Origin of the sequence: Paenibacillus apiarius (assembly GCF_017052585.1) — a bacterium.
Taxonomy (GTDB): Bacteria; Bacillota; Bacilli; order Paenibacillales; family Paenibacillaceae; genus Paenibacillus_B; species Paenibacillus_B apiarius.
On the sequence record NZ_JAFFHZ010000001.1, the window covers coordinates 4,647,170 to 4,660,440 of the forward strand.

16 protein-coding genes are annotated in these 13,271 nt (G+C 50.6%); all 16 read left to right on the forward strand.

What is annotated here, in order from left to right:
* The first annotated feature begins 12 nt into the window (after positions 1 to 12).
* The 16 genes from JSQ80_RS20740 to JSQ80_RS20815 all read left to right on the forward strand — a co-directional run bounded on the left by JSQ80_RS20740 (position 13) and on the right by JSQ80_RS20815 (position 13,236).
* Complete coding sequence (locus JSQ80_RS20740) at positions 13 to 582, forward strand: flagellar hook capping FlgD N-terminal domain-containing protein (RefSeq protein WP_206096537.1); 570 nt, start codon at positions 13 to 15, stop codon at positions 580 to 582.
* The gene (locus JSQ80_RS20745) at positions 579 to 980 is read left to right on the forward strand and encodes a TIGR02530 family flagellar biosynthesis protein (RefSeq protein ID WP_087432844.1); all 402 of its coding nucleotides are present in this window, start codon (positions 579 to 581) and stop codon (positions 978 to 980) included. Before JSQ80_RS20740 ends, JSQ80_RS20745 begins: the two co-directional genes overlap by 4 nt.
* Positions 981 to 1,073: 93 nt before the next feature.
* A complete protein-coding gene (gene flgG, locus JSQ80_RS20750) occupies positions 1,074 to 1,892 on the forward strand; it encodes a flagellar basal body rod protein FlgG (protein WP_206096538.1) in 819 nt (272 codons plus the stop codon).
* Between the two features lie 93 nt (positions 1,893 to 1,985).
* Positions 1,986 to 2,210: a flagellar FlbD family protein gene (locus JSQ80_RS20755; protein ID WP_087432846.1), complete on the forward strand. Its 225-nt coding sequence runs from the start codon at positions 1,986 to 1,988 to the stop codon at positions 2,208 to 2,210.
* Entirely contained in the window at positions 2,207 to 2,668 is a 462-nt protein-coding gene (locus tag JSQ80_RS20760; protein ID WP_087432847.1) for a flagellar basal body-associated FliL family protein, read from the forward strand. The genes JSQ80_RS20755 and JSQ80_RS20760 overlap by 4 nt, the downstream gene beginning before the upstream one ends.
* A 50-nt stretch (positions 2,669 to 2,718) precedes the next feature.
* Positions 2,719 to 3,717, forward strand: coding sequence for a flagellar motor switch protein FliM (fliM, locus tag JSQ80_RS20765; RefSeq protein ID WP_206096539.1), 999 nt, complete (start codon positions 2,719 to 2,721; stop codon positions 3,715 to 3,717).
* Positions 3,707 to 4,978 carry a flagellar motor switch phosphatase FliY gene (fliY, locus tag JSQ80_RS20770; RefSeq protein ID WP_206096540.1) on the forward strand — a complete coding sequence of 424 codons (1,272 nt, stop codon included), beginning with the start codon at positions 3,707 to 3,709 and terminating at the stop codon, positions 4,976 to 4,978. The genes fliM and fliY overlap by 11 nt, the downstream gene beginning before the upstream one ends.
* Positions 4,979 to 5,000: 22 nt before the next feature.
* Entirely contained in the window at positions 5,001 to 5,363 is a 363-nt protein-coding gene (locus JSQ80_RS20775) for a response regulator (RefSeq protein ID WP_087432849.1), read from the forward strand.
* Between the two features lie 4 nt (positions 5,364 to 5,367).
* Positions 5,368 to 5,910: a flagellar biosynthetic protein FliO gene (locus JSQ80_RS20780; protein WP_087432850.1), complete on the forward strand. Its 543-nt coding sequence runs from the start codon at positions 5,368 to 5,370 to the stop codon at positions 5,908 to 5,910.
* Positions 5,911 to 5,918: 8 nt separating this feature from the next.
* Positions 5,919 to 6,674, forward strand: coding sequence for a flagellar type III secretion system pore protein FliP (gene fliP / locus JSQ80_RS20785; protein WP_087432851.1), 756 nt, complete (start codon positions 5,919 to 5,921; stop codon positions 6,672 to 6,674).
* Positions 6,675 to 6,704: 30 nt separating this feature from the next.
* Positions 6,705 to 6,974: a flagellar biosynthesis protein FliQ gene (fliQ, locus tag JSQ80_RS20790; RefSeq protein WP_087432852.1), complete on the forward strand. Its 270-nt coding sequence runs from the start codon at positions 6,705 to 6,707 to the stop codon at positions 6,972 to 6,974.
* Between the two features lie 11 nt (positions 6,975 to 6,985).
* Positions 6,986 to 7,774, forward strand: a complete 789-nt coding sequence (fliR, locus tag JSQ80_RS20795) for a flagellar biosynthetic protein FliR (protein WP_206096541.1) — start codon at positions 6,986 to 6,988, stop codon at positions 7,772 to 7,774.
* Positions 7,774 to 8,913 (forward strand): flagellar biosynthesis protein FlhB, encoded by a 1,140-nt coding sequence (gene flhB, locus JSQ80_RS20800; RefSeq protein WP_206097670.1) that lies wholly within the window; start codon positions 7,774 to 7,776, stop codon positions 8,911 to 8,913. The genes fliR and flhB overlap by 1 nt, the downstream gene beginning before the upstream one ends.
* A gap of 25 nt (positions 8,914 to 8,938) precedes the next feature.
* A complete protein-coding gene (gene flhA, locus JSQ80_RS20805; RefSeq protein WP_206096542.1) occupies positions 8,939 to 10,972 on the forward strand; it encodes a flagellar biosynthesis protein FlhA in 2,034 nt (677 codons plus the stop codon).
* Positions 10,969 to 12,330 (forward strand): flagellar biosynthesis protein FlhF, encoded by a 1,362-nt coding sequence (gene flhF, locus JSQ80_RS20810; RefSeq protein ID WP_206096543.1) that lies wholly within the window; start codon positions 10,969 to 10,971, stop codon positions 12,328 to 12,330. The genes flhA and flhF overlap by 4 nt, the downstream gene beginning before the upstream one ends.
* 3 nt (positions 12,331 to 12,333) lie before the next feature.
* Complete coding sequence (locus JSQ80_RS20815) at positions 12,334 to 13,236, forward strand: MinD/ParA family protein (protein WP_087432857.1); 903 nt, start codon at positions 12,334 to 12,336, stop codon at positions 13,234 to 13,236.
* Positions 13,237 to 13,271 lie beyond the last annotated feature (35 nt).

The window sequence follows — 13,271 nt, forward strand, 5'->3', positions numbered from 1 at the left end:
AGGAGGTGCAGGATGGCTTCTGAAGTAGCATTCAATAAAGTTACTTGGCCGAACTATAGCGTGGAGAACTCCAAAGTGGCCCAAAAGAAAGACAAGGACGGCAACAGCGCGCTGGGAAAAGACGAGTTCCTGAAAATACTCATCGCACAGCTCCAAAACCAAGATCCGATGCAGCCGATGCAGGATCGGGACTTCATTGCGCAGATGGCGCAGTTCAGCTCGGTCGAGCAGCTGATGAACATTCAAAAGCAGTTGGGCTCGATGCAGCAGGCGCTCGGAATGTCTTCTAGTCTGATAGGCAAAGAAATCACATGGATTGCATCGGAGAACGAAACGATGACCGTCAAGCTCGAAAACGACCAGAACAAGCCGAAGGAAAGCGTGAAGACGGGGATCGTCGAATCGATCATAATCCGGGAAGGCATCCCTTACGCCAAGGTAGGAAAAGACGAGGTCGATTTGACCAAAATCACTGAAGTCCGGACACCGGAAGCAGAGACCGAGCCGGACGATGGCGGCAATGAAGCGCCGCCTGCTCCGGACCAGCCAGAGCAGCCGCAGCAGCCGGAAGGAAACGCATGAACATTCACGGTGCAATGGGGCATATAGGCATTGCGGGTCCCATTCAGGGAACGAGCGCCCAGCGGACGCCGCAGCGGGAGCAGCAGGTTGGCAAGGACACTTCCTTTCAGCGATTGCTGCAGCATGAGCTGACACGCACGGGGGATGTGCAGTTCAGCCAGCATGCGAAGGTAAGAATGCAGGAACGCGGCATGGTTATGTCCGCTGATATGATGAGCAAGATGCAGCAGGCGGTGAAGCAGGCGGAAGACAAAGGCTCGCGGCAATCGCTTATTATTGTCGATAATCAAGCGTTTATCGTGAACGTCAAATCGCGCACCGTCATTACGGCTCTAGATCAAGCATCTCAGCAAAACCATGTTTTTACGCAAATCGACAGCGCGATTTTAATGAAATAAGCAAGCAGCGCACGAACAAGGCCGGACCGAGCAGGAGGCCATGGGCTCATGGAACGACAGAAGTGAGCCAACATTTTGGGGAGGTATAAATAAATGATTCGATCCATGTATTCGGGCGTTTCAGGCATGCGTGGTTTTCAAACCAAGCTGGACGTTATCGGGAACAACATCGCGAACGTGAACACGATCGGCTTCAAGCAAGGCCGCGTCATGTTCAAGGACATCATGAGCCAGACGATAAGCGGGACGACAGCACCAAGTGACGATGGCAACGGCGGCGTTAACGCGAAGCAAGTCGGCTTGGGTGTAGCGATATCCTCTATCGATAACGTTCATACGCCGGGCAGCGCCATGCAGACGAACCGTCCGCTTGACCTGCGCATCGACGGCGACGGCTTCTTCGCTATCTCGCTTGGCGAGGATCAGGAAGTGCCGTTCCTGACTCGCGCGGGCGACTTCCATCTGGATGCGGCACGCAACCTTGTGACCGCCGATGGTCTGAGAGTGCTTGATTCCGGCGGCACGCCGATTCAGCTGGATGAGGGTGTCGTCGAGTTCTCCATCGCGCAGAACGGAGAGATTATGGCGAAGCAAGGCGACGGAACGATAGAAGCGGTTGCCGCTATCGGGATCGTTAAGGTAGTGAACCCGGAGGGCCTGGAGAAGATTGGCGGCAATTTGTACCGCGTAACTCCAAACGCGACAGAAGACGGTGAGATTGAAATCGTCGCAGCAAACGATCCCGAAGCGGGAACCGGCGCCATCATTGCCGGGGCGCTCGAAATGTCCAACGTCGACTTGACGTCGGAATTTACGGAAATGATCGTATCTCAGCGCGGCTTCCAAGCGAACTCACGCATCATTACGACGTCCGATGAAGTGCTTCAAGAGGTTGTCAATCTGAAGCGATAAGTTCCTGAACACGGGCTTATAGACTAATCGTTCCCATCTCCCGATGCCGCAAGTCATCGGGAGATACGGACGGTTCAGTAAGGGAGGAATAGGATGATATCCGTTACACGGCTCAACGGGTCGCCCATCTGGGTGAACGCGCTGCTCATTGAATCTGTCGAAGAAACGCCGGATACGTACATCACGTTAACGACAGGGAAGAAGATCATTGTGCTGGAAAAAGGCCCAGAAGTCATTAGCCTTATTGAACAATACATACGTTCCGTCGGAATTATTGCCGGGACGAAGAAGACAGATTTATCGGAGGGACAATCATGAAACGAATGTTGCCGTGGATGATTACGCTGCTGCTCGCCCTAACGCTTATCGCTCTTGTCGTCATTATGGTTACGAGTTCAGGCGGCAAGCAGCAAGCGGGACAAGCACAGCAGGGGAATGTTCATATCGCAAGATTATCGGCCGATGAGATTGTAGAGATGACATCGATCATGAGTGACATCAAAACAAACCTGGCCGACCGCGATTATGTCGCATTGACGGGCTTTGCGTTCCAGCTTGACAACAAGAAGACAAAAGAGCAATTCGACAAGATTAAAGATCTGCGTATCAAGCCATTGATTTTGAGAACTTTGGCTGATATGAAACCGGAAGAGCTGCAAGGAATGAAGGGGCAAGATCAGTTGTGCTCGAAGCTGCTCGAACTAATTAACAAAGAATTGCCTGAAGGCAAAGTGATTCAAGTCGATTTAACCGATTTCATCTTGACTCGCATTTAAAGGCGTCTGACACACATGTTGCAGCTGAATCCTGTAAGGGGGTGAAACGATTGGTAGACGTGCTATCGCAGAACGAGATTGACGCCCTGCTTGCGGCGCTGTCCTCTGGTGAAATGGATGCGGAGGAACTGAAAAAAGAGGAAACCCAGCGCAAAATCCGTTCGTACGATTTCAAGCGTGCCGTTCGTTTTTCAAAGGACCACATTCGCAGTTTGACACGCATCCATGAGAATTTTGCCAGATACTTAACGACTTATTTTTCTGCGCAGCTTCGTACATTTGTGCAAATCAACGTCGTTCAAGTCGAACAACTGCCGTATGATGAATTTATCCGGTCTATTCCGAAAATGACGATTTTAAACATTTTTGAGGCAGAGCCGTTCAAAGGCCGGATGGTATTGGAAGTGAATCCAAACGTAGCATATGCGATGCTGGATCGCATGCTGGGCGGTGCTGGCACGGCACCCTCCAAAATTAATGCTTTAACTGAAATTGAGACGACGGTGATGGAACGCATTTTTAGCCGGGCGTTCGACAGCTTGCAGGAAGCTTGGAAGAATGTGCTTGATATTCAACCAAGACTCGAAGCGCTTGAGACCAATCCTCAATTTATGCAAATCGTATCACCGAACGAGACGATCGCACTTATCTCTCTCAGCACCAAAATCGGAGATACGACGGGGATGATTAACTTATGTATTCCGCACGTCGTGATTGAGCCAATTATGCCGAAGCTTTCGGTTCATCATTGGTTCGTATCAGAGAAAAAAACGCGGGAACCGATTGAAGTCGAAAAATTGCGCCAACGGGTGACGAAAGCAAAATTGCCTATTTCCGTTGAACTGGGCACATCTCAAATTACGGTGCATGAGATGATGCAGTTGTCCATCGGAGATGTCATCGCATTGAACAAACCGGTTGACAACGGCTTAATGATTCGAGTGGGTGACCGCGTGAAATATATAGGTTCTCCTGGCGTGATAAAAGATCGTGTAGCTGTACAAATCGAGCAAGTCGTGGATGAGGGAGTGGAAGAGCATGACGAGTAAGGATTACTTGTCGCAGGAAGAAATCGACGCATTGTTAAAAATATCGAGTGACGGACCGTCTGCTGAGGAAGCCGAGACTCCTTCCATAGAACAATATTTGAATCCGATCGAGACCGATGCGCTTGGCGAGATTGGAAATATTACGTTCGGCAGCGCGGCAACGGCGCTATCTACTCTATTAGGGAAAAAGGTAGAGATTACAACGCCGCGAATTACGCTTTTGAAGCGTGAAAACTTGGAAAATGAGTTTCCAAAGCCGCATGTGGCTGTGCACGTTCGATATGTAGAGGGCTTTGAGGGCGTCAATTCTTTAGTCATCAAAACGTCGGATGCCCAAGTTATCGCCGATTTGATGCTTGGCGGCGATGGAACGAATCATAGCCAAGAATTGAATGAAATTCATATTAGCGCCGTGCAGGAAGCGATGAACCAAATGATGGGATCGTCGGCCACTTCGATGTCGACTATCTTCAATCGCATGGTGAACATATCGCCGCCTGGGATTGGTATTTTGAATATGTCGAACGGACAGGGTGTTGAAACGCTGCCCGATGACAATGTTCTCGTCAAAGTATCGTTCCGCTTAACAATTAGCGATCTGATTGATTCAACAATTATGCAAATATTAACGGTTCCATTTGCTCAGAACATGGTTCGCATGTTGATGGGGGATGCAGCGGAAGCCACTGCAGGGGCAGCGGATGCAGCGGCATCTGCTGCGCAGGTCGAGCCGGATATGCCGATGGCTCCTCCGGCTCACCCTGCCAGCCATGCCGCTCCAGAAGCGGCTGCGCCGCAGCAAATGGCAGGGTATGACCATCCAATGATGGGAGGAGGGCATGTCATGCAGCAGCCTTATGGAGCGGCTCCGATGCCTTCAGGGAATATGGAGGCGCACGGCGGCAACGCATCGGCTTTTGGTGCGACACATCAGCGCAACTTGAACGTGCAGCCTGTGCAATTTGCTAATTTCCAGCCGGCACCGTATGTACAAAATGATGAATCTAATCTAAATTTATTGTTGGACATCCCGCTCAAGGTCACAGTAGAATTAGGTAGGACGCACAAACAGATTAAAGACATTTTGGAGCTCTCGCAAGGTTCCATTATCGAGCTGGACAAGCTGGCAGGTGAACCTGTCGACATTCTCGTGAACAACAAACTGATTGCAAAAGGGGAAGTTGTCGTTATAGATGAGAATTTCGGCGTTCGTGTCACAGATATCATCAATCAGTGGGATCGTATTCAGAAACTACAATAAGATTTAGGGAGGATTCTCAACGATGGCAAAGCGTATTTTGATCGTAGACGATGCAGCATTCATGCGAATGATGATTCGAGACATTTTAACAAAGAATGGTTTCGATGTCGTAGGAGAAGCATCAGATGGTGCACAAGCGATCGAAAAGTACAAAGAACATAAACCAGACCTTATTACAATGGACATTACGATGCCGGAAATGGACGGAATTGCGGCGTTGAAGGAAATTCGTAAAATGGACCCGAGCGCAAAAGTCATTATGTGCTCCGCGATGGGCCAGCAGGCAATGGTCATCGACGCGATTCAAGCGGGCGCGAAGGACTTCATCGTCAAGCCGTTCCAGGCTGATCGCGTAATTGAAGCCATTAACAAGACATTAGGATAAGTTTATGAAAGACAACGGTCAAATGATGCAAACATCCGGTGTCGGGGACTACATATCCAGCGTATTGACCGTGTTGTTGTCGCTTGCTGTAATCATTGTACTTATCGTGCTCTTGATTAAGCTGTTAAGTCGTAAGAACCGTATATGGCAAATGAATCAAAGTATCCGTACTTTGGGCGGCACCGGGCTCGGACCGAATAAGTCTTTACAAATCGTAGAAGTTGGCGATGTCGTCTATGTGCTGGGGATCGGGGAAGATATTACGCTTATCGACAAAGTAAGCGACCCGGAACAAGCAGAGCGTCTGATTGCGAGTCTTGAGGGCGCACAGTCATCCAGAACAGCGGCATGGCCAACCTCTTGGTCAGAGCTGATGAACCGTATGCGAGCAGGGCGTAAAGCCTCAAGCAACAACACCAAGCAAGAGGATGCGGAACCGTCTTCCGTATCGTTTCACGAAATGTTTCACGCCAAGCTTGATCAATTGCCGAAACGCAGCGATCAAGTAGAACGATTGCTGAAAGATGATACCAATGAAGATCGGTAGATGGATTCATGAATAAAAAATTGCTACTATCTGTAACTGTCACGCTGTTGTTATCCAGCTTTGCGGCTCACTGGGCGGTAGCATCTCCTGTCATTCCGGACATCGACATCAAAGTCGGCGGCGGTGGCGGACAACCGGGAACGGCATCATTGTCTATCCTGCTCATGATTACCGTGCTGAGCTTGGCGCCGGCCATTCTTGTCCTGATGACATCGTTCACTCGTATCGTGGTTGTGCTCGGATTCGTCCGTACCTCTCTCGGTACGCAGCAGATGCCGCCCAATCAAGTGTTGATTGGTCTAGCGCTCTTTCTTACATTGTTTGTGATGTCCCCAACGATTGGAACTGTCAATGAAGTCGCCTTGCAGCCTTATCTCAAAGGCGAATTGAATCAGACCCAGGCGTTGGAAAAAGCGGCTGTCCCTATTAAGAAGTTCATGTTCTCGCATACGCGCGAGAAAGATTTGCTTTTATTCATGAAGTACACCAAAACGGAAAAACCGAAAACCTATGAGGAAATTCCTTTAACCGTGCTCGTGCCCGCGTACGCAATCAGCGAATTGAAGACGGCGTTTCAAATGGGCTTCATGATATTCATTCCTTTTCTAGTCATTGACATGATTGTCGCCAGCACGTTGATGGCGATGGGGATGATGATGCTGCCGCCGGTCATGATATCGCTGCCGTTCAAAATATTGCTGTTTGTACTCGTGGATGGCTGGTATCTCGTTGTGAAATCACTCCTCGCGAGCTTTAACACGTGAGGCCTCATTTGACGCACGGGAGGGAATGGAATGAGTGCTGAGTTTATTATCGGCTTGGCAGGGCAGGCGGTGTTTACAGTGCTGAAAGTGAGTGCTCCGATGCTGGCCATTGCTTTGGTTGTCGGTCTTCTCATCAGTGTATTTCAAGCAACGACCCAAATTCAAGAGCAAACACTGGCTTTTGTGCCTAAGATTATTGCGGTCATGGTAGCCATATTGGTATTCGGACCATGGATATTGACTACGGTCGTCGATTTTACGCATAACATTTTAAATAATTTGCATCTTTATATCGGTTAGGCTGTGAGGTCATGGAAACGCTCGTACAAGCTTTCCCTGTTTTTTTGCTCACGTTGTGTCGAATCTCGGCATTCTTTGTCGCCGTTCCTGTCTTTTCTTCGCGAGGCGTGCCGTTTCGCTTCAAGATCGGATTAGCGTTTTTTATCAGCGTGATTGCATATTTGTTGTTCGGGCTTGGAAAAACGGTTCCGGCTGACGGTACGTATATCGTTATTATCGTGCGCGAGGTATTAATCGGCCTGCTTATCGGTTTCTTGGCGCAATTGTTCTTTACGGCAGTGCAAACGGCGGGGTCGTTCGTCGACATTCAGATGGGCTTCGGCATCGCGAATGTCATCGACCCGTTAACCGGGGCCAGCGCGCCTGTCATGGGTAACTTCAAGTACATATTTGTCGTGCTGTTGTTTCTTGGAATGAACGGCCACCATTACTTTATCGACGGAATCATGAAAAGTTTTGAGTGGCTGCCTCTGGATGACAATTCGTTCTTCCAGCAGATTGCGAACGGAAATGTGGCGGAATTTCTGGTTCAGTCGTTTACGCAAGCATTCATTATCTCTTTTCAAATCTCTGCGCCGCTTATTGTCGCGTTGTTTCTTACCGACGTGGCGCTTGGATTTTTGGCGCGGACAGCACCGCAATTCAACATTTTTGTAGTCGGAATTCCGATTAAAATCATCGTAGGTCTAGTCATGCTGTTCCTCGTCGTGCCTGGCCTCGTTTATGTATTGCAGCAACTGTTCGCTTCCATGTTCGAGGCGATGGAGCAGTTGCTGCGCATGATGCAGGGGGCGAGATGATGCCAACACCAGAATCAGAAGAATGGATTGTGCCGTGCGACAGTACCGCTCATACGCTGCGGCACAAACTTTCCCTGCAGATGTTCTCGCAGGAGAAGACGGAAAAAGCGACGCCGAAAAAAAAGCAGGAAGCTCGTAAAAAAGGTCAAGTCGCTAAAAGTACGGATCTTTCCAGCTCATTCATTTTGCTGGTCAGCTTTTTCTCTTTTTTGATGCTTGGCGGATTTTATAAAGAACGAATTTTCGATTTGTTCGCCGATTCGTTTCGGCACAGGCTTGCTATGGATGTAACCATATACAACGTTACGGACTATTTCGGAAGCCTTTTTGTCAAGGCGTTGATCATTTTGGCGCCCGTATTTGTCGTCTCGGTCGTCATTGCGCTCGTCGTGAATTATATGCAGGTTGGATTTTTGTTTACGGGCGAACCGCTCAAGATGCAGCTTTCCAAGATTGACCCGATAAAGGGATTTAAAAAAATATTTTCTCTTCGCTCGGTTGTGGAATTTTTAAAATCGATTTTAAAGATGACAATCATCGGAATTGTCGTGTATTTATCGATATGGGGAGAACGGGAGCGCATCATCATGATGTCTCATGTGCCGTTAAGTGAAATATTGGGCTATACCGCACATTTGACTGTTATGCTGGGGATTAAGATTGGCGCGGCACTCTGCGTTCTAGCCGTATTCGATTACATGTATCAGCGATTCGAATTCGCGAAGAGCTTGCGCATGTCCAAGCAAGACATTAAAGATGAGCATAAAAAGTCAGAGGGCGATCCCCTCATTAAAGGAAAGATTCGTGAGCGGCAGCGCAGAATGGCCTTAATGCGCATGATGCAGGAGATTCCGAAAGCGGATGTCGTCATTACGAACCCGACGCACTTTGCAGTCGCACTTCGCTATGACGGCAATGCGATGGAGGCTCCGCAAATCGTAGCCAAGGGTCAGGATTATGTCGCGCTTCGAATCAAACAAATCGCCAAGGAACATGGCGTACTGACCATGGAAAACAAGCCGCTCGCCCGGGCCTTATTTCAACGGACAGAGATTGGCGATGCAGTTCCAGCCGATTTGTTCCAAGCCGTGGCAGAAGTGCTGGCTTACGTATACAAATTGAAGGGCAAAGTCAATTGAGCCAACAGGATGGAGGGTGCACTCCGTGAAAACGAGAGATTTAGTCGTCTTAGTCGGTATCATCGGTATCGTGCTCATGATGGTCTTGCCTATACCGACTTGGTTGTTAGACATCTTGCTCGTAATCAACATCTCCATAGCATTAATGATTCTGCTTATTGCCATGAATACGAGAGAGACACTGCAATTCTCCATATTTCCGGCATTGCTGTTGATTACGACGTTATTCCGACTCGCCCTCAACATTTCCACAACGAAGCTTATACTCGCGCACGGCGAAGCCGGCGATGTGGTAGCTACGTTTGGGCAATGGGTGGCGCAGGGAAATATAGCCGTCGGATTGGTTGTATTCCTGATTCTAGTCGTCGTGCAATTCATCGTCATCACCAAAGGGGCGGAGCGCGTTGCCGAGGTGGCAGCCCGGTTTACGCTCGACGCGATGCCAGGTAAGCAGATGGCGATTGATGCCGATTTGAATGCAGGACTTATCAATGAGAAGCAGGCGCGTGAACGCCGCGAAAAAATTGAAAGACAAGCAGACTTTTACGGCGCGATGGACGGTGCCAGTAAGTTCGTCAAAGGGGACGCCATTGCCAGTATCGTCATCCTCCTGATCAACTTAATCGGCGGATTTATCATTGGGATGGCCATGCATGGCAAGGGCTTCGCGGATGCGGCTTCCACATATTCGATTCTGTCCATCGGGGACGGGCTCGTCAGCCAGATTCCGGCATTGCTGATTTCGACGGCTTCAGGCCTCATCGTGACCCGGGCCGCTTCCAACGGTAATTTGGCGGATGAGCTGAGCACGCAAATGCTTGCCTATCCGAAATTGTTGTACATTGTCGCCGGAACGATAAGTTTGCTTGGTTTGCTTACGCCAATCGGTCCAGGCCCGACGCTTCCGTTTGCAGTCATTATCGCGGTTGCCGGGTATCGGATGCAGAAAAATATGGACGTTCGCCAGCAGGAAGTCGAGCAGCTCGAGGAAGAACAGCAAATCGAGGAAGTGCGCAGTCCGGAAAGTGTCATTAATTTGCTGCAGGTGGATCCGATTGAGTTCGAGTTCGGCTACGGGCTCATTCCGCTGGCAGATGCCCAGCAAGGCGGGGACCTGCTGGATCGCATCATCATGATACGCCGCCAATGCGCATTGGAGCTTGGGCTGGTCGTTCCGGTCATTCGCATTCGCGATAATATTCAGTTGAAGCCGAATGAGTATGTCATCAAAATCAAAGGGAATGCCGTTGCTCGCGGAGAGCTTTTATTGAATCATTATTTAGCCATGAATCCAGGATACGAGGACGATTCGGTGTCAGGAATCGAAACGATGGAGCCGGCGTTCGGCCTGCCGGCCCTCTGGGTGGATGAGACGATGAAGGAGCGGGCGGAGCTTGCCGGCTATACGGTGGTGGACCCGCCATCCGTCGTTGCTACCCATCTGACGGAGATTATTAAAAAGCACGCTCACGAGTTGGTTGGACGTCAGGAGACGAAATCTCTTATCGAAACGGTCAAAGAGCAATATCCGGCCCTTGTCGACGAGCTTATCCCGAACGTTCTGACAGTGGGCGACGTGCAGAAAGTGTTGGCGAAGCTGCTGCGGGAGAAAATATCGATTCGCGATTTGGTAACCATCTTCGAGACGCTGGCCGATTATGGCACATATACAAAAGATCCCGATGTGCTTACGGAATACGTCCGCCAGGCGCTGGCGCGTCAGATTACGCACCAGTATGCCGTACCTGGCGAAACGCTGCGTGTCATTACGGTAGGGCCTTCGCTTGAAAAGAAAATTGCCGAGAGCGTGCAGCAGAACGAGCACGGATCGTACCTTGTCATGGATCCGAGCATGACTCAGCAAGTGTATCAGCGCGTGAGCGAGCAGGTACAGCGGCTGCTGCAATCGGGGCACTCCCCGATCGTGCTTGCATCGCCAACGATTCGCATGTATTTGCGCCAGTTAATGGAGCGGGCGATGCAGGATATACCGGTGCTGTCTTACAATGAGCTCGAACCGAATGTTGAAATTCAAAGCGTCGGAGTGGTGAATGTATGAGAGTAAAAAAATACATCGTGGACACCATGCCGGAGGCAATGAGCCAAATTCGCCATGAATTAGGGCAGGATGCGGTCATCGTCAGCACGAAGGAAATACGGGCGGGCGGATTTCTCGGGATGTTTCGCAAAAGATGCATCGAGGTCGTCGCCGCCGTCGACGAACAGGAGAAGGCGGACCGCGCGCGTTCGAGCGTGTCTTCCCTTCAGGATGCAGCAGGCGCAACATCATACGTGTCGTCTTCCATGGCGCGCTCGGCATACAGCGGTAAGAGAGAAGCTCTTACCGCTGCCCGGCCTGCCGGACCTCGGCACAATGCGGCTAAGCCGGTGAACCGGGCGTCAGAGGAACGACCGTCGCTAGGCTCCAGTTCTGTCGGCGTGTTGCCTCATTCCCGGGAAGAAGAAGAGCGGCGGCGGGATGTGAACGCATTTCAAGATGCGGTATTGCAGGCTCGTCTGCAGGAAGCCGCCACTGCGAGCTTGCCTGCGGATGACAGCTGGCACGATGAATTCAATGAAATGAAGCTCATGATGCGCAAAGTGATGCAGCGTGTCGATCACGACAGTTGGCCAGACAGCGTGCAGGAAGTGAAGCAGAACTTGCTGGATCAGGGCGTAGCGAGCGAGCTGGCTTACCGAATCGTGCAGGAAGCGTGGGAGAAATGCCAAATCAACCGGATTGAGCAGCCTGAACAGACGATGCTAAGGTCCTATGTGCGCGACATTGTAAAGGAACAGCTCCAGCCTCATGAAGTGAACGGCTTGACATCCGCGACTCGGATCGTGTACATGGTGGGACCTACCGGTGTCGGCAAGACCACGACCATTGCGAAGCTTGCCGCGGATCAGATGTTCCATCATCAGCGGCGGGTCGGCCTTATCACATCGGATACTTACCGGATTGCGGCTGTTGAACAGCTGAGAACGTATGCTTCCATCTTGAACGTGCCGATTGAAGTCGCCACCTCGCCGGGCGATACGGGACGGGCGCTGCAAGCGCTCGATGGCTGCGATCTCATCCTGATGGATACAGCGGGGCGCAATTTCCGCAACGACATGTTCGTGAACGAATTGAACACGATGCTCAAGCCGCTGCCTGACAGCGAAACATTTTTAGTGCTTAGCCTGACGTCGAAGACGGAAGACATGCTGTCCATTTTGAATCGTTTCTCAAGACAGCGTGTCGACCGAATCATTTTTACGAAAGCCGACGAGACGGACACCTACGGTTCAATGCTTAACTTGGCGGATCGGATCTCGATTCCGTTCAGTTACGTCACTACGGGTCAAAACGTGCCTGATGATATCAAATCGTTTCAAGTGGACGAGGTCGCGCGCTGGATCGTAGGAGATTAATGCATGATGAACGACCAGGCGCAGGCATTGCGAAAATTAGTGCAAAGAAAGCGGTCTGATGCGAACGATTCGCCGCCGCCCGGGCATCCGAAGTCAGGCGGAGCACGGGTCATTACCGTAACGAGCGGAAAGGGCGGTGTAGGGAAATCCAACTTTACTTTGAATTTTGCTCTATCGCTGCAGGAAGCGGGGTATCGCACGCTCGTCTTTGACGCTGATATCGGCATGGCGAACATCGATGTCCTTCTCGGAAGTCCCGCATCGGCGAATCTGGCGCATGTCGTGCAGCAGCGCAAGTCGCTGCAGGACATTATCCAGATTGGGCCTCTGGGCATGCATTACATTCCAGGCGGTTCAGGGTTTCAAGATTTGCTGGAGCTGCCTTCCGAGCAAATTGACCGGTTGCTCATCGAGATGGAGAGCTGGTCCGAACGTTATGACATCATCTTGTTTGATACTGGAGCCGGTCTGAGCAAAGAAACGATTCGCTTTATTTTGGCAGCGGATGAAACGTTTGTGGTGACGACCCCTGAGCCGACGGCAATCGCGGATGCTTATGCTTTAATCAAAATTGTGAACGGCATGGGTCACGGCACCAGCTTCAGGCTAATCATCAATCGGGCGGCCGATTGGAAAGAAGGCAGCCAGACCGCTGAACGGCTAGCGTCTGTCGCCCGGCGGTTCTTGCAGCAATCGATACCGACATTGGGCGTTCTGTATGATGATCCCCATGTCATGCAAGCCGTGAAGAAGCAAACGCCATTCTGCTTGCTGTATCCGCAGAGCAAGGCGTCCCTACAAATCCGCGAGCTTGCGAAATCCTATATCAACGGCTCGGATCCGGTGGAACCGAACGGCGGAGTGAAGCAATTTATTCGAAATTGGCTGCGGCGCTGGTCATCATAGAGAGATGCCCACACAATAAGTGCGTGTTCAAAAAG